Genomic DNA, 15,508 nt, shown 5'->3' with positions numbered 1-15,508 from the left:
AGATAGATCATCCCCACGCCGTAGCGGCGATGGCGATGCGCCAACGCAAGAATGCGCTCGCGCAGTTCGCCATTGCGGTCTTGACGTGGGCAATAGCGCAGCGCGCTGGCGCTCATGCCGATCGCCGCCAACGCACGACGCTCGCTGGCACCACGCCCGATCCACTCGCGCACCAGCGCACGACGCGCCGGTGCGCTCACCACTTTTTTCGCAAAGCATCCTTGATCAGGTCATTCTCGAACAACTGCTCGGCCAGCAACTTCTTTAGCCGCGCGTTCTCGGCCTCAAGGTCCTTGAGCCGCTTGGCGTCGGGCACGCTCATGCCGCCGAACTTGCTGCGCCACAGATAGTACGAGGCCTCACTGAAGCCATGCCGCCGGCATAAGTCCTTGATCGCTATGCCCGCTTCGGCTTCGCGCAGGAAGCCGATGATCTGCTCTTCGGAAAAACGCTTCTTCACGTCCAATCTCCTTGGGGTAGGGAATTGGACTCCAAACTGAGGTGCTACTCAAAATTGGGGGGACGTCGGATAGAAAACCTGGTGCGCGCCAAGCGGCCCAGGTGCATTCCGGTAGGCTTTCGCGCCAGGAGGTGGCACGTCTGCTGGCGGTGCTGGAGGGGCGGTGCTGGCTGATGGCCAGCCTGCTGTACGGCAGCGGGATGCGGTTGATGGAATGCCTGCGCCTGCGCATCAAGGACGTGGATGCCGCGCGTGGCGAGATCTTGGCGCGTGATAGAGAACGCGGATCGGGGGGCTGTAGATTAGCTTGTGCAGCGCGAGCGGACGATGATCTTGCATGCCGAAAATCAGTTCGAAAGGGCCGCGCGCATCCTTGCTAATTTATTGCCTGAAAGGTTTGACCTTAATTATAGTAAATGTTTTTACTGACAATATGATGGGTGAATCATGCGATGCCCGGGATCAGGCGAGGCACGAATGGATGTCTGGAGCCAAGCCAGACATCCATTCTTGATATAAATTATTTGGCGAGTCCAGAATTAAGAACGCCTTTCTTACCTTCTTGCTCAGGTACAAGTTTGACGTTTGCACCGCCTACAAAAACACCGATTTTGATGTATTGCTCAATAAAATAATTCATGCCTGCCTGCGCGATGAACTTGAACGCATTATCACTAAATTCGGACTCAGTGGAAACCGTGTGCTCGCCTGGCTTGACCTGTTGATAGAAGTAAGTTTTATTTGCGCTCTCGCCTAAGAATTTTCCATCAATATAAACGTTTTTCTTGAGGGCTTGGCCGGCAAAGCTGTTTCTGTAGATATACACTCCAGCGTGCCCCTCCGCGGGTGCGGGGAACTTTTTTAGTGCTGCATCTTGTGCTGCAGGCCCCATCGGCACCGAGGCGCAGCCAGATGCAAGAGCAACAAATGCTACTAGCGTGAGAGCAAAAACTTTGATCATGGTGTCCCCTGGACATATCAAGTAGAAGCGACCTATATCTGAACAAGGATTCGCACCACATCAGCTGCAGACTGCAGCTGCGTCCCCGGCGCTCACCTCTGACTTAGTGTGCCACAGTCCTCAGAAAACATCTTACCAAAGGCGTGAATTAGGTATTCGCTTTAGCGAATGATGGAGACTAGGCCCTGCGTAGTCGATCAATTGAGTACACGCCAGTATCCGTGCCAATGGCACTCATTTAAGAGAAGCATGATCCACCCGCGCAAGACCAATCAGAAGCTGTGCCGATGACGCGCCATGTCCATCTACGTGCATCACATCAGGTTGCTCTAAATGTCGGCCTCAACCGTCCAGCAACGCCTTATCCCGCACCGCACCCTTATCCGCACTGGTCGCCAGCAACGCATACGCTTTCAACGCTGTAGTGACCTTGCGTGGACGCACCTCCACCGGCTTCCAGCCCTTGGCATCCTGCTCGGCACGACGGCTGGCGAGTTCTTCGTCGGACACCAGCAGATTGATCGAACGATTGGGAATATCGATCAGGATCTTGTCGCCGTCGTGTACCAGGCCGATCGCACCGCCTGCGGCGGCTTCCGGTGAGGCGTGGCCGATCGACAGGCCCGAGGTGCCGCCGGAGAAGCGGCCGTCGGTGAGCAGGGCGCATTGCTTGCCCAGGCCCTTGGATTTGAGATAGCTGGTGGGGTAGAGCATTTCCTGCATGCCGGGGCCGCCCTTGGGGCCTTCGTAGCGGATCACCACGATGTCGCCGGCTTTCACTTCGTCGGCAAGGATAGCCTTGACCGTCGAATCCTGGCTCTCAAAGACGCGGGCGTTGCCTTCAAAGACGTGGATGGATTCATCCACGCCTGCGGTCTTCACCACGCAGCCGTCGCGGGCGATGTTGCCGTACAGCACGGCCAGGCCGCCCTCCTGCGAAAACGCATGCGCGACATCGCGAATGCAGCCGTCGCTGCGATCGGTATCCAACGTGTCCCAGCGTGTGGCCTGGCTGAAGGCAATCTGCGTGGGAATACCGGCCGGGCCGGCCTTGTAGAACGTGTGCACCTTTTCATCGTCGGTCTGGGTGACGTCCCACTGCGCGATGGCATCGGCCAGCGTACGTGCGTGCACGGTGGCTGCGTTGGTATGCAGCAGCCCGCCACGCGCCAGCTCGCCAAGAATGGCCATGATGCCGCCGGCGCGATGCACGTCTTCGATGTGGTATTTGGGGGTGTTCGGGGCAACCTTGCACAGCTGCGGTACGCGCTTGGACAGGCGGTCGATATCGCGCATGCCGAATGCCACCTCGCCTTCCTGCGCGGCGGCGAGCAGATGCAGGATGGTGTTGGTCGAGCCGCCCATGGCGATATCGAGCGTCATCGCATTTTCGAAGGCCTCGAACGTGGCGATGCCGCGCGGCAGGGCGGTGGGGTCTTCGCCGCCGTACCAGCGGTGACACAACTCCACCGCCACGCGCCCGGCGCGCAGGAACAGTTGCTCGCGGTCCGCGTGCGTGGCGACAACCGTGCCGTTGCCCGGCAACGACAGGCCCAGCGCTTCGGTCAGGCAGTTCATCGAGTTGGCGGTGAACATGCCCGAGCACGAGCCGCAGGTGGGGCAGGCGCTGCGTTCGAATTCGGCCACCTTCTCATCGGAGGCGCTGTCATCGGCGGCGATCACCATTGCGTCGATCAAATCGAGCTTGTGCTCGGCCAGCTTGGTCTTGCCGGCTTCCATCGGGCCGCCGGAAACGAACACGGTGGGGATATTGAGCCGCAGCGCGGCCATCAACATGCCGGGAGTGATCTTGTCGCAGTTGGAAATGCACACAAGCGCGTCGGCGCAATGCGCGTTGACCATGTATTCCACCGAGTCGGCGATGATCTCGCGGCTGGGCAGCGAATACAGCATGCCGTCGTGGCCCATGGCGATGCCGTCGTCCACGGCGATGGTGTCGAACTCCTTGGCCACGCCGCCGACGCGTTCGATCTCGCGCGCGACCAACTGCCCGAGGTCCTTCAGGTGCACATGCCCCGGCACGAACTGGGTGAACGAGTTGGCGATGGCGATGATGGGCTTGTGGAAGTCGCCGTCCTTCATGCCGGTGGCGCGCCACAACGCGCGCGCGCCGGCCATGTTGCGGCCGTGGGTGGAGGTCTTGGAGCGGTACTCGGGCATGGCGAATTCGACGGCTAGTCAGCGAGCGATGGCTGGCAATTAGACCGCACGGCGACTGTTGCTGCTGCAACCGTCACCGCAAAGCGGGGGCGCAACAGGTCCAGGCACAAGGCATTGCGGGCGTGTGGTGGCGTGCGCGAGCGGCGCTCGCATGCACGGCACCGTTGGCGGGCGGTCGTTGTGTCTGCCTGCATCCGGCTGCAACGCGGGCACAGCGGGTGCGTGGCTGTCATGTAATGCGATGTAAACGTATGCGCCGTTTCATGCAGTGACAGCCTGCGAACCGGGTCGCAGACGCGACCGCGCCGCGTCCGCACCATGGCGCCAGGCCGGTGCGCACAGGTGGCAGCACCGCCATGGATCCCATCACGGCACCGCAGGAGGCGCCCATGTCCGACCATCCACATCCCCGCCGTCGCTCCAGCACGGCGTCCTCGCATCCTCCCGACCAGACGCTGGCAGCAGCCGGTGGCATCACCCGGCGTCGTGTTCTGCAAGGCGTCACCGGCGCCGCAGTGCTGGCATCGGTGGGGTGGGGCGGCAGCGCCGCTGCGCAGAGCGCCACCTTGCCCTTCGCCGGCCTGAACCTGTCCGGCCTGGCGTCCAACAGCTATGTGGACAATGCCGAGATCGGCACCCACTACCGCGCCATCACCGCACAGCACGTGGCCGCCGCCGGGGCCTGCCCGTTGTTCCGGTTGCCGACCACGGCGGCACGCTTCACGCGCGGGCAGGGCCTGCCGTTGAACGAAACCTATTGCGCGCAGGTCCAGGCCGCGCTCGACAACATCGCCGCGCGCGGCAAACGCGCGATTGTGGAGCTGCACGACTACATGCGCTTGCCGCAGCGGGTGGCGGCCAAGTCGGGCTACCGGCGCGATGCCAGTGGCGCCATCGTCGATGCGCGCGGCAACCGCATCGACGATCTGGTCGACCCCGCACTCTGGGCCGACACCTATCCGCTGCGCAGCTTCGGCTACCAGGGTTACTTCGATCGCCGCGACGGGCTGCTCAAGCTCTACGAGTACCGGGTGATCGGCACGCCAGGCTGCACGCTCTACAACGAGGCCGGCTTGCCCGACCTGTGGGCACGCATCGTCAATCGGTTCCGGCAGCATCCGGCCGTATTCGGCTGGGGCGTGATGAACGAGCCTTACCAGGGGAAGGAACTCAATGCCGATGGCAGTGTGTTGTCGATGGCGGCACACTGGCAGAAGACCGCCACTGCGTGCTGCAAGACCATCGTCGATCGCGACCGTGACCACTTCGTGTTCGTGTGCGGCAATGGCTATGCCAGCGCACGGCTCTGGCAGGAGGATTCGATGAGTCTGTTCGACATCCCCGACCCCTACGCGCGCATCGTCTACGAAGCGCATAACTACCTGGACAGCAACGGGGCGGGCGGCGGCAACTGGATCGGGCCTGGCGGGCGCGACGAGGTGATCCTGCCGGACACCGGCATCGAGATGGTGACGCCCTTCATCGACGCGTTGCGGCATGCCGGCAAGCGCGGCTACCTCGGCGAGCACGGCTACCCGGCCGGCAATCGCAGCGCGGAGGTCGCCACCACCCGTATGCTGGCCCATCTGCAGGCGAACAATATCCCCAGCACGCAATGGTGCTTCGGCCCCGGCTGGCCGGATGACGACATGCTCGGCATGAGCCGCGACGTGGGCGCGGACATCCAGGCCAAGGGCAACCTGGCCGCGGTGCAGGCGTTCTTTGGCGTGCGCGTGTCCAGCTATGTCCCGCCACGCTAGCCGCCGACGATGACCGGCCGCCGCCGGACCATGGGCGGCGGTTTACACTGCAGCGATGCCCATGGACATTCCGTGCCGCGCCGGCTGCGCGGCGTGCTGTATTGCGCCGTCGATCAGTTCGGCGATCCCCGGCATGCCGCATGGCAAGCCGGCGGGCGTGCCGTGCGTGCAGCTGGACGGGCAGGGCCGATGCCGGCTGTTCGGGTTGCCGACACGGCCGTTGGTGTGTGGCAGCCTGCGTCCTTCCGCGGAGATGTGCGGGAGCTCGCGCGCCCAGGCATTGGCCACCCTCGCCGCGCTGGAGCACGCCACGCGACCCTGAGCCGCGTTCTGCAGGCACAGGCACGTGAGGCACGCGCACGGCGCCGCCTCGCATCGCGTCCAGGCTTCGACCGGCAGCAGGCATCCTTCGCCAGCGCGGTCTCTTGATCTACGCGCATGCCTGCCGTCGTGCCGTGCGCGGATGCGATGCATGCGTTCGGGAGCCCGGGCATCGGCCGGCCGCTCGATTCACCCGCTCGCCTTGCGCGTGGGTAACTGCTGCGCCAACGCTCGGGCGCTCACGCGTTCGTTGCCATCACCACGCGTGCGATGGCGCCTGGTGCGGCGTGCTCAGTGGGCGGCGGGCGTGCCCAGATACTGATCCTTGAGCCGCACATAATGCTGGGCGAAGTAATGCAGGCTTTCGATTTCCTTGTCGCTGAGCGTGCGTGCCGGACGCGCAGGATTGCCCAGCCACAACTCGGCCTCGCCGACGACCTTGCCCGGGCCGACCACCGCACCGGCACCGACAAAGCCATAGCGCTTGACGGTGGCGCCATCGAGCACGCACGCGCCCATGCCGATCAGGCACAGGTCTTCGATGGTGCAGGCATGCAGGATGGTGCCGTGGCCGACGGTGACGTCTTCGCCGATCACGGTCGGGTAGCCGGCCTTGTTGAAGGGGCTGTGGTGGCTGACGTGGATGATGGTGCCGTCCTGCACGTTGGTGCGCGCGCCGATCTGCACATGATTGACGTCGCCGCGGATCACCGTGCCCGGCCACACCGACACGTCATCGCCCAGGCTCACCTTGCCAATGATGGTGCAGGCCGGGTCGATGTAGACACGCGCGCCCAGCTGAGGGGTGTGGTCCAGAAATGGGCGAATCGGGGTCACGGCACTCTCCGGCAGGTCAGCGTGCCACCGACTGCAGCACCGCAGCATGATACCTGCGCGGCGCTGCTGGCTGCCGCAGGCATGACCCGCGCGACAGCGGGCATGGGGGATGAGCAGCCTGTTGCGATGTGCAGGCAAACGCGGCCTGCGATCGTGAGGGTAAACGCCTCCGGATGTTGGATGTCGCAACGCATTGACCGGCGGCGCTTGGTGCGCGGTTGACCGACCGGCCCGGCGGCCTTGGTCATCGCGCCGCGACATCGAACGTGCGCGGTGACGTTGCCCGTGCTGCGATGAGTCGCACGACGCCTGTGCCGTTGCACGTCACCAGGTGACTGGTGGCCAAGACTGCCTGCAGCAGCCATCCCGGGGCATGCGCCTGCGCATCGCACGACGGCGCGCATGAATCGCCGCGCCTTTGCCGCCGGCATCGACGCACCACGCAACAAGCCAGGGCGCTGCGGCCAGGGGCATCGATGTCGGCACGCAAGGTGCGGCATGGGGGCGCATGCCGTTGGCGCACCCGGCTCACCGACCGAACGTGTGGCTGGGCAAGCGAAGCGGCGGCCCGCAGCGTCCGATTAGCGCACAGCCGTGCGCTGGCCCGGCTTGAACAGTGCGTGCGATGGGCCTAGCGTGCGTGCAGTCATCGCGCTGCCGTGTTCGCTAGGCGTTGCCTCGCCCGCGCGCACGGCAGTGTGCCCGTCCACGGCGATGCCATGCCGCGGCCGTGCTCACGTGATCGGTACCGGCCCTTCCATGCACAGGACATGCCCATGCTCCAACGCACCGCAGACGCTGCGCCCTTCGTATTGGAGCGCATGACGCCCTTCCAGTGGCGGGCGGTGGCGATGTGCGTGTTGTTGACGATGCTCGATGGCTTCGACGTGATGGCCATGGCCTTCACCGCGCCGCATGTCTCGGCCGACTGGCAGTTGTCGGGCAAGCTGTTGGGGACATTGTTCAGTGCCGGGCTGGTCGGCATGGCCGTGGGCTCGCTGCTGCTGGCGCCACTGGCAGACCGCATCGGGCGCCGTGCGCTCACCCTGATCTGCCTGGCCATTCTCACGTTGGGCATGGGCGCGTCCGCCCTGGCCGGCAATGCCTGGCAACTGGGCGCACTGCGGGCGTTCACCGGGTTGGGCATTGGCGGCATGCTGGCCTGCGTGGCGGTGACCGCGGCCGAATACTCCACTGCACGCTGGCGCAGCACCGCTACCGTGCTGCAGGCGACCGGCTACCCGGTGGGCGCGACGCTGGGTGGGGCGATTGCGGCGCTGCTGCTGCAGCAGTGGTCGTGGCCAGCGGTGTTCTGGCTGGGCGCGCTCGGGTCGTTGCTGTGCGTGCCGCTGGTGCTGCTGTTTTTGCCGGAGTCGCTGGAATTTCTGATCGCCCGTCGCCCGGCCGGGGCGCTTGCGCGCTTCAACGCCGTGCTGGCGCGCATGGCCATGCTGCCGCATGCGCAGTTGCCGCCGCTGCCGGTGCAGACCGATGCGCAGACGCATGGCTATGCGGCGTTGTTTGTCGGGGCGCTACGGCGGCAATCACTGCTGATCGCACTGGCTTTTTTCCTGCTGATATTCTCGTTCTACTTCGTGCTCAGCTGGACTCCCAAGCTGTTGGTGAATGCCGGGCTGTCGGCCGCGCAGGGTGTCACCGGCGGGGTGTTGTTGAACCTGGGCGGCATTGTCGGCGGCAGCCTGTTCGGTTGGCTGGCCCTGCGCGCGCGGCTGTCGTGGCTGACGGCCGGTGCCCTGCTGCTGGTAGCGGCGGCCATGGTCGCGTTCGGGCTGAGCAGCACGGTGCTGCGCTGGGCCTTTGCCAGCGCGTTGCTGACCGGCGCCGCCATGACCGCGGCGATGGGCGGGCTGTATGCGGTAGCGCCGGTGGTCTTCCCGGCGGCGGTGCGCTCCACCGGCATGGGCTGGGCGATCGGCGTGGGGCGCGTCGGCGCGATCCTGTCGCCGCTCTGCGCGGGCGTATTGCTGGACGCCGGGTGGTCGCCGGTGCGGCTGTATCTGGCCTGCGCGGTGCCGCTGCTGTTTGCTGCGGCCGCGGTGCTGGCGATGCGCCTGCCGCATCGCTGAATCGCTCAGCCGAGCGCGGCTGGCCGCTGCTTCGCACGCGGTGGTCGGTGGTCAAAGAAATCGAGCCGGTTGCCGATAACCACGAAGACCGCCAAGCCTGCGGCGGCCTCATCCGTGACCCTCGTGCAGACCAGTGCCGGCATGCTCAGAACCATCGACTCCGACCAACTCCGTCCCGGCATGTATGTGTGCAAGCTGCTGGGCGCGTGGGTGCATCATCCGTTCTGGAAGACGTCGTTCCTGGTCGATTCGCAGGACGTGGACAAGATCCACGGCAGCCGGATCGAGCAGCTGGTGATCGACACCGCGCGCGGGCTCGACGTGGATACCGGCGCATCCACGCCCGCACCCGAGGCGATCGACACGCCATCGCCGCCGCCCGTACCGGAGCCACCGGAGCCGGCGTCCAGCACGTGCGGTGTGCGTACCAACAGCGTCACCGCGCAGGTCGGCATCGAGGCCGAAGTGGTGCGCGCACGCAAGATCTTCGAAGACGGCCGCGACACGGTGGAGGCGATGTTCCGCGACGTGCGGCTGGGGCGCACCGTCGACACCGAGGCGGCGATGCCGCTGGTGGAGGCCATCAACGATTCGGTGCTGCGTCATCCGCAGGCCCTGATCAGCGTGGCGCGGCTCAAGACCGCCGACGATTACACCTACCTGCACTCGATGGCAGTGGCCGGCCTGATGAGCGGGCTGGCGCGTCAGCTCGGTTTGCCCGAGCCGCAGGTGGTGGAAGCGGCAATGGGCGGCCTGCTGCATGACATGGGCAAGGCGGTGACGCCGCTGGACATTCTCAACAAGCCCGGCCGGCTCACCAACGATGAAATGGACATCATGCGCCAGCATCCGCTGGACGGGCATCGGTTGCTGGTGGCCGGCGGCGTGCAGAACGCGGTGGTGCTGGAAATTGCGCTGCACCATCACGAAAAGATGGATGGCAGCGGCTACCCGAACCGTCTGGCCGGCGAAGAGATCTCGCTGATGTCGCGGATGGGCGCGGTGTGCGATGTGTACGACGCCATCAGCTCCGACCGCCCGTACAAGCGCGGCTGGGATCCGGCCGAATCGCTCAAGCAGATGGCGTCATGGAAAGGCCACTTCGACCCGGCGATCTTCCAGGCCTTCGTGCGCCGGCTGGGGATCTATCCGGTCGGTTCGCTGGTGCGTCTGGAATCGCAGAAGCTGGCCGTGGTGATCGAACAGACGCCCGACGCGCTGCTCAAGCCCAAGGTGCGCGTGTTCTATTCGGCCAGGCTGCGCAGCCATGTGCTGGTGCAGGACATTGACCTGTCGCGCCCCGACTGCCAGGACCGCATCGCGCAGATGGAAAGCCCGGGCGACTGGGGCTTCCGCGATCTGGAGAAACTCTGGCTGCCGTAAACGGCGGCGTCGTCTGCTGACCGGGCAACGCCCGCGGCTTGCGGCGTGTATGTGCGCCGCAAGTCTGCACCGGCCGCCTGCGTGGAGCGTTACAGGCAGCAGCGTGTCGCACCGCTTGGCGCACCGGCTGGCCTTTGTCCGCTCCGCGAGCTAGCGGACGCGACCATGCTGCGGTGCAGCTTGGCAATGTAGTTATGATCCATAACTATTCCGGAACGCAATCACATGCCGACCGGATCCCATGTCCACTCCGTGCCTGGATCACCGCCGTCCCCCGCGCACCGCAGCACCGCTGCCGCGCAGCCGGGCGCGCGCGTGGAAGGCGGCAGCGGCCGGTGCGCAGGCAGACATCTGCACAGCGCAAGCGAGGGCGGGCGGCACGTCCACATCGGTACGGCCGGCCGCGTCTACAATGCGGTGCACGCCGGGGATCGGCGTTGCGGACCGGGCGCCTGGGGCGTCCCGTGCCGCCCGCTGCCTTTGTCGCGAGAACCCTCATGTCCGCCACCGCCGCCGTTGCACCGTTGCCCGATGCCGTCACCACGGTGGACCAGGCGCGCCTGTTGCGGCTGCTGGGCTACCGCATCACCCGCACCGAGCTGCTGGTCCGGCGGATGTTTCAGGACTGCGTGGCGGCCTTCGATCTGAAGCCGGTCGACTTTTCGCTGTTGATGCTGGTGGACGGCAACCCGGGGATCAACCAGCGCCAGATCGGCGATGTGCTGCATGTGTCGCCGCCCAACCTGGCCATCGTGGTGGCGCGCTTGGTCAAGCGCCGTCTGTTGCGGCAGGTGCGCGGGCGTCAGGACCGGCGCATGCAGCATCTGTCGCTGACGCCGGCCGGCGTCACCCTGCTGACCGATGCCGAAGCCGAGGTGCTGCGCATGGAGCGGCAGCTCAGTGCCGTGCTCGGCACCAGCGAGGCGCCGTTGCTGCGCGCGCTCGATCGCCTGGACCGGCTCGACTCCCCGTAAGCCGCGCGCTGCAGGCCAGCGCCTGGCAGCGTCCTACTTCGCACATCCTGTTTGCACGTGCTGTGTACAGCGCGGCGATACCGCCTGCCTGACGCGTGCCGTCTGGCACGTCCTGTTGTTTCCTCCCAACGCTGGAGATGTCCGCAGTGATTCGAACAACGGTGGTGCGTGGCGCAGGTCGACGGGTGTCGTGGACGCTTTGCGCCGCACTCGGCGCGGTGGGGGTGTGTGCCAGCGGTGCGGCGCTGGCGCAGGGCGTTCCGCAAAGCACGGCGCTGACCAACGGCCTCAATACCGGCGGCACCAGCTTCCTGGACGGTTTCATCCGCACCACGCCCGGCTGGGCGGTGGTCACCTATTTGCGCCAGACCTCGCTGGATGCGGTCAAGGACGCACAGGGCGACGATGTGCCGGTGTTCGCCAACCCACGCATCGACTCGACCCTGCTGCTGACCCAGATTGCCTATGTCACGCCGTATAAGCTCTTTGGTGGCGCGCTCGGCATCAACACGTTGATACCGCTGATCAACCTGGACGCCTCGTTCGGCCGCAACAGCATCGCCACCCTGCGCGACAACGGCGCCGGCGTGGGCGATCTGACCTTCGGGCCGTATCTGCAGATGCTGCCGGTGATGCGCGACGGGCGGCCGGTGTTTTCGCAGCGTTTCGAGATCGATGCGGTGGCACCGGTCGGCAAGTTCGACCGCGACCGCGATCTGAATCAGGGTGCCGGGTATTGGTCGCTGGTGCCGAACTACGCCTTCACCGTGCTGCCCACGCCCAACTGGGAAATCAGCGCGCGCCTCAACTACGTCTACAACTTCCGCAGCGAGCGCCGGCCGAATCTGCCCGACGGATTCGACTTCCGTAACGGGCAGGCCGGCGATGCGGGCTGGATCAACTTCGCCACGTCCTGGGAGGTGGCGCCGGATGTGCGGCTGGGCGTCAACGCCTATTTCCTGACCCAGTTCCGCGACAACGTACCAACGGCCAGCGCGTGCCCGACAGCCGGCAACGCATCTTCTACGCCGGCCCGGGCGGCGCGTGGCGGCTGGATGCCAGCAACATGCTGTTTGCCAATCTTTACCTGCCGGTGGAGGTCAGGAACGCGGCCTCCGGCAACAACCTCAACCTGCAGTACGTCCATGTGTTCTAGCGCCGGCACGGCTGGCTCCTACGGAGGGTGGCAATGAATTTGCAGAACAAGACGATCGTGGTGACCGGTGTGGCCTCGGGCATCGGCGCAGAGGTCGCACGCCTGGCACGGTTTCATGGCGCCACGGTGATCGGTGTCGATCGCACGCCGGTGCAGATGACCCTGCACGGCTTTCATCAGGCCGACCTGGGCGACCCCGCATCGATCGATGCGCTGGTGCGCGCACTGCCCGAGCGCATCGATGCGCTGGCCAATGTGGCCGGCGTGCCGGGCACCGCGCCACTGGATGCGGTGGCGCGCGTCAACTATCTGGGCCTGCGCCATCTGAGCCATGCGCTGTTGCCGCGCATCGTGTCCGGCGGCGCCATCATCAACGTCGCCTCGATCCTGGGCGCAGACTGGCCGCAGCGGCTGGACCTGCACAAGCAGCTGGCCGCCACCGCCAGTTTCGAGGCCGGCAGCGCCTGGCTGGCTGCGCACCCGGTGGCGCACGACACCTGCTACCAATACTTCAAGGAAGCGTTGATCGTGTGGACCTTGCTGCAATCGCGGCCGTGGTTCGCCGAGCGCGGCATTCGCGTCAACAACGTCTCGCCGGGGCCAGTGTTCACGCCGATCCTGGGCGATTTCGCTGCGATGCTGGGCGAGGAACGCGTCAAGGAAGATGCCAAGCGCATGACGCGCCCGGCGTATGCCGACGAAGTGGCCGACGCCATCGTGTTCCTTGCATCCGATGCCGCGCGCTGGATCAACGGCATCACCCTGCCGGTCGATGGCGGCCTGGCATCCACCACCCTGTAAATCACCCCCACTGTTTTCAGCAGGAGGCTAGACCATGAATGCTCTTCCCAGCGCAGCGGTCGCTGCAAACGACACCCCCGCGTGGCACGGCTGCATCTTCAACGGCGAGTGGGTGCCCGGCAACGGCGGCGCCCTGCCGATCTATGAGCCGGCCACCGGCGGCCTGCTGCACGAGGTGAGCAAGGCCGACCTGGCCGACGTCGAGGCCGCCGTGGCGCAAGCCAAGCAGGCGCAGCGCGCATGGGCGGCGACCTCGCCGCGCGAGCGCGCTGCGATCTTCCATCGCGCCGCCCAGGTGATGCGGGCGCGCAGCGCGGAAGCGGCACTGCTGATCGCACGCGAAACCGGCGGCATCCTGCCCAAGGCGCAGCGCGAGGTGGATGAGGCGGTGGTGTTCTACCAACAGGCGGCCGGCCTGCCGTTGCAGGCGGTGGGGCAGGTGCTGCCGACCGCCGCCGGCCAGCTCAGTCTCGCGCGCCACCTGCCGCTGGGCGTGATCGCGGTGATCTCGCCGTTCAACTTCCCGCTGATCCTGTCGCTGCGTTCGGTGGCGCCGGCACTGGCGATGGGCAATGCGGTGATCCTCAAGCCCGATCCGCGCATGCCGTACACCGGCGGAGTCATCATCGCGCAGGTCCTCGAAGAAGCCGGCCTGCCCAAGGGGCTGCTGCACGTGCTGCACGGCGATGCGCAGATCGGCCAGGCGCTGGTGGAATCGCCGGAGATTCCGATGATTGCCTTCACCGGCTCCACTGCCGCCGGTCGCCGCATCGGCGAACTCGCCGGACGGCATCTGAAAAAGGTCGCACTGGAGCTGGGCGGCAACAATGCGGTGATCGTGCTGGACGATGCGGACCTGGACAGGGCCGCCTCGGCCATCGCGTTCGGTTCCTACCTGCACCAAGGCCAGATCTGCATGGCTACCGGCCGGGTGCTGGTACAGCGCAGCGTGGCGCAGGCGCTGACCCAGCGGCTGGCGGAAAAGGCGCGGCACCTGCCGGTGGGCGACCCGGTCAGCGGCACCGTGGCGCTCGGGCCCATCATCGACCAGCGCCAGTTGCAGCGGGTGATCGACATCGTCACCGACAGTGTCGCTGCCGGCGCCGTGGTGGAAGCCGGCGCCACCAATGAAGGGCTGTTTTACGCGGCCACCGTGCTGTCCAACGTGCGCCCCGGCATGCGTGTGTTCGACGAGGAAGTGTTCGGCCCGGTGATCAACATCGCGGTGTTCGATACCGATGAAGAAGCTGCCGAGATGGCCAACCACGGCGAGTACGGGCTGGCGGCCGGCATCATGTCGGCCTCGGTGTCGCGTGCGATGGCCCTGGGCGAGCGCCTGCATCCGGGCCTGCTGCATATCAACGACCAGACCGTGGTGGATGAGGTGATCAACCCGTTTGGCGGTACCGGCGCTTCCGGCAATGGCACCAGCGTTGGTGGCCCGGCCGATTGGGAGCAGTACACCCATTGGCAGTGGCTGACGATCAAGAACGAGGTGCCGCAGTACCCGTTTTGATCGCCTGCGCCGGCATCGGCGTGCCCGGTGTCGGTGCAAGCCGGGGTGCGACATGGCCGCTTGCTGTCGACACAGCAGCCAATGCGGCTGCGCGTGTGGCGTGGCTGCGCGCTTACGCGCTCGCGCGAAACTGCGTGGGCGAGCATCCCGCATGCCGTGCGAAATAGCGGCTGAAGTAGGCAGCGTCGAAAAATCCAAGCGCTGCAGCGATCTGCTGCACGCTCATGCTGGTGTAACGCAGGCTGCGGCGCGCTTCCAGCATGACCCTGCGCTGCAGCAGCTCCAGCGCCGAGGCATTGGCCAACCGGCGGCACAACGCCGTGAGATGCCCCGGCGTCAGTCCCAGCTGACCGGCGTAGCGGGAGATCGGCCAATGTGCACGGTAATGCTGGTCGATCAAGGCCTGGTAGGCGCGCAGATGGCGCAGGCCCGGGTCGCCCTGCGCTGCGGTTTCCGCTGCCGCGTGCAGGCCCTGCAGCGCGGCACGTGCGGTCCAGATGACCAGGTGGGCCGCCGCCGCCTGTAGCGCCGCCTCGTGCCCCGCGCGGTGATGCGCGTGGTCGTCGGCAATGCTGGCGAACAAGGCATCGAGCAGGCGCCGTGCCTGGGTCGCATGCAGTACGGCCGGCGCCGCCAGGCCCGGTTGCAGCAGCGGTGCTGCAACCAGTGCGCTGCGCACCAGTGGCATGCACAGGGTGATGATGTGGCCACGCACGCGCGGATCGAACGCAAACCCGTGGACGCAGAGTGGCGGCAGCCACACCACGGTGGCGCCACGCAGGCGCTGGGTTCGTCCATCCAGCTGCAACGTGGCGGGCCCGCGTTGCACGTAGAGCAGCTGCGCCAGGTCCTGGTGCCGGTGCGGGGTGATATGCCAGTCATGCAGCCGGCTGCGTGCGGCGATCGATTCCCAATGCAGCAGTTCCGGCGCGTGCGCGTGCCGTTCGCCATAAAGGCCGAACGCGGGCACAGCAGTGGATGCATCGGTCTGGCGCGCGCGTGTGGGCATCGTCGAAAAGTCCAAGCACTGCGCGTAATCATCCCTTCAATGCCCGCGTTTGGCTACCGACA

At 66.0% G+C, this 15,508-nt stretch carries 11 protein-coding genes and 3 pseudogenes; 9 read left to right on the top strand and 5 right to left on the bottom strand.

Features of this window, described 5'->3' with window-relative positions; translation table 11 throughout:
• Window positions 1-460: pseudogene (locus OZ10_RS21390) on the bottom strand (IS3-like element IS1389 family transposase); the annotation flags it as partial.
• 69 nt (window positions 461-529) lie between these two features.
• On the opposite strand from OZ10_RS21390, the pseudogene OZ10_RS21380 reads away from it, so the two are divergent.
• A pseudogene (locus tag OZ10_RS21380) lies at window positions 530-832 on the top strand (recombinase XerD); the annotation flags it as partial.
• A gap of 148 nt (window positions 833-980) precedes the next feature.
• Here OZ10_RS21380 and OZ10_RS21375 read toward each other — a convergent pair.
• Together OZ10_RS21375 and ilvD are read right to left on the bottom strand one after the other, a co-directional pair.
• Entirely contained in the window at window positions 981-1,421 is a 441-nt protein-coding gene (locus tag OZ10_RS21375) for a DUF2846 domain-containing protein (RefSeq protein WP_081419536.1), read from the bottom strand.
• A 342-nt stretch (window positions 1,422-1,763) separates the two neighbouring features.
• Window positions 1,764-3,602, bottom strand: coding sequence for a dihydroxy-acid dehydratase (ilvD, locus tag OZ10_RS14045; protein ID WP_039408787.1), 1,839 nt, complete (start codon window positions 3,600-3,602; stop codon window positions 1,764-1,766).
• 389 nt (window positions 3,603-3,991) lie between these two features.
• On the opposite strand from ilvD, the gene OZ10_RS14040 reads away from it, so the two are divergent.
• Entirely contained in the window at window positions 3,992-5,362 is a 1,371-nt protein-coding gene (locus tag OZ10_RS14040; RefSeq protein WP_039565478.1) for a glycoside hydrolase family 5 protein, read from the top strand.
• A 55-nt stretch (window positions 5,363-5,417) separates the two neighbouring features.
• Window positions 5,418-5,684: a YkgJ family cysteine cluster protein gene (locus OZ10_RS20695; protein ID WP_081419535.1), complete on the top strand. Its 267-nt coding sequence runs from the start codon at window positions 5,418-5,420 to the stop codon at window positions 5,682-5,684.
• A 290-nt stretch (window positions 5,685-5,974) separates the two neighbouring features.
• Here the strand turns inward: OZ10_RS20695 and OZ10_RS14035 are convergent, their stop codons facing one another.
• Window positions 5,975-6,520: a gamma carbonic anhydrase family protein gene (locus tag OZ10_RS14035; RefSeq protein WP_039565472.1), complete on the bottom strand. Its 546-nt coding sequence runs from the start codon at window positions 6,518-6,520 to the stop codon at window positions 5,975-5,977.
• Between the two features lie 776 nt (window positions 6,521-7,296).
• Between OZ10_RS14035 and OZ10_RS14030 the strand changes: the two genes are divergently transcribed.
• From OZ10_RS14030 to OZ10_RS14005, 6 genes and pseudogenes are all read left to right on the top strand, one after another.
• Window positions 7,297-8,607, top strand: a complete 1,311-nt coding sequence (locus OZ10_RS14030; RefSeq protein WP_039565471.1) for an MFS transporter — start codon at window positions 7,297-7,299, stop codon at window positions 8,605-8,607.
• 141 nt (window positions 8,608-8,748) lie between these two features.
• A complete protein-coding gene (locus tag OZ10_RS14025; protein ID WP_039408798.1) occupies window positions 8,749-9,990 on the top strand; it encodes a cyclic di-GMP phosphodiesterase in 1,242 nt (413 codons plus the stop codon).
• Window positions 9,991-10,487: 497 nt separating this feature from the next.
• Window positions 10,488-10,964, top strand: a complete 477-nt coding sequence (locus OZ10_RS14020) for a MarR family winged helix-turn-helix transcriptional regulator (protein ID WP_039408776.1) — start codon at window positions 10,488-10,490, stop codon at window positions 10,962-10,964.
• A gap of 137 nt (window positions 10,965-11,101) precedes the next feature.
• Window positions 11,102-12,120, top strand: a pseudogene (locus OZ10_RS14015) (SphA family protein).
• Between the two features lie 33 nt (window positions 12,121-12,153).
• Window positions 12,154-12,921 (top strand): coniferyl-alcohol dehydrogenase, encoded by a 768-nt coding sequence (locus OZ10_RS14010; protein ID WP_039408773.1) that lies wholly within the window; start codon window positions 12,154-12,156, stop codon window positions 12,919-12,921.
• A 34-nt stretch (window positions 12,922-12,955) separates the two neighbouring features.
• The gene (locus OZ10_RS14005) at window positions 12,956-14,437 is read left to right on the top strand and encodes a benzaldehyde dehydrogenase (protein ID WP_039565469.1); all 1,482 of its coding nucleotides are present in this window, start codon (window positions 12,956-12,958) and stop codon (window positions 14,435-14,437) included.
• Window positions 14,438-14,549: 112 nt separating this feature from the next.
• On the opposite strand, the gene OZ10_RS14000 is transcribed toward OZ10_RS14005, so the two are convergent.
• Window positions 14,550-15,446: a helix-turn-helix domain-containing protein gene (locus tag OZ10_RS14000; protein ID WP_052210035.1), complete on the bottom strand. Its 897-nt coding sequence runs from the start codon at window positions 15,444-15,446 to the stop codon at window positions 14,550-14,552.
• Window positions 15,447-15,508 lie beyond the last annotated feature (62 nt).

The sequence above is a fragment of the Xanthomonas cannabis pv. cannabis genome, from assembly GCF_000802365.1.
Lineage (GTDB): Bacteria > Pseudomonadota > Gammaproteobacteria > Xanthomonadales > Xanthomonadaceae > Xanthomonas > Xanthomonas cannabis.
Note: the sequence above shows the minus strand (reverse complement) of the source record. Positions and strands in the feature narration are given on the sequence as shown.

Bases quoted from the DNA above. Each gene is read 5' to 3' on its own strand.
- OZ10_RS21375 (WP_081419536.1), bottom strand. From the start codon at position 1,421: ATGATCAAAGTTTTTGCTCTCACGCTAGTAGCATTTGTTGCTCTTGCA.
- ilvD (WP_039408787.1), bottom strand. From the start codon at position 3,602: ATGCCCGAGTACCGCTCCAAGACCTCCACCCACGGCCGCAACATGGCC.
- OZ10_RS14040 (WP_039565478.1), top strand. From the start codon at position 3,992: ATGTCCGACCATCCACATCCCCGCCGTCGCTCCAGCACGGCGTCCTCG.
- OZ10_RS20695 (WP_081419535.1), top strand. From the start codon at position 5,418: ATGCCCATGGACATTCCGTGCCGCGCCGGCTGCGCGGCGTGCTGTATT.
- OZ10_RS14030 (WP_039565471.1), top strand. From the start codon at position 7,297: ATGCTCCAACGCACCGCAGACGCTGCGCCCTTCGTATTGGAGCGCATG.
- OZ10_RS14025 (WP_039408798.1), top strand. From the start codon at position 8,749: ATGCTCAGAACCATCGACTCCGACCAACTCCGTCCCGGCATGTATGTG.
- OZ10_RS14020 (WP_039408776.1), top strand. From the start codon at position 10,488: ATGTCCGCCACCGCCGCCGTTGCACCGTTGCCCGATGCCGTCACCACG.
- OZ10_RS14010 (WP_039408773.1), top strand. From the start codon at position 12,154: ATGAATTTGCAGAACAAGACGATCGTGGTGACCGGTGTGGCCTCGGGC.
- OZ10_RS14005 (WP_039565469.1), top strand. From the start codon at position 12,956: ATGAATGCTCTTCCCAGCGCAGCGGTCGCTGCAAACGACACCCCCGCG.
- OZ10_RS14000 (WP_052210035.1), bottom strand. From the start codon at position 15,446: ATGCCCACACGCGCGCGCCAGACCGATGCATCCACTGCTGTGCCCGCG.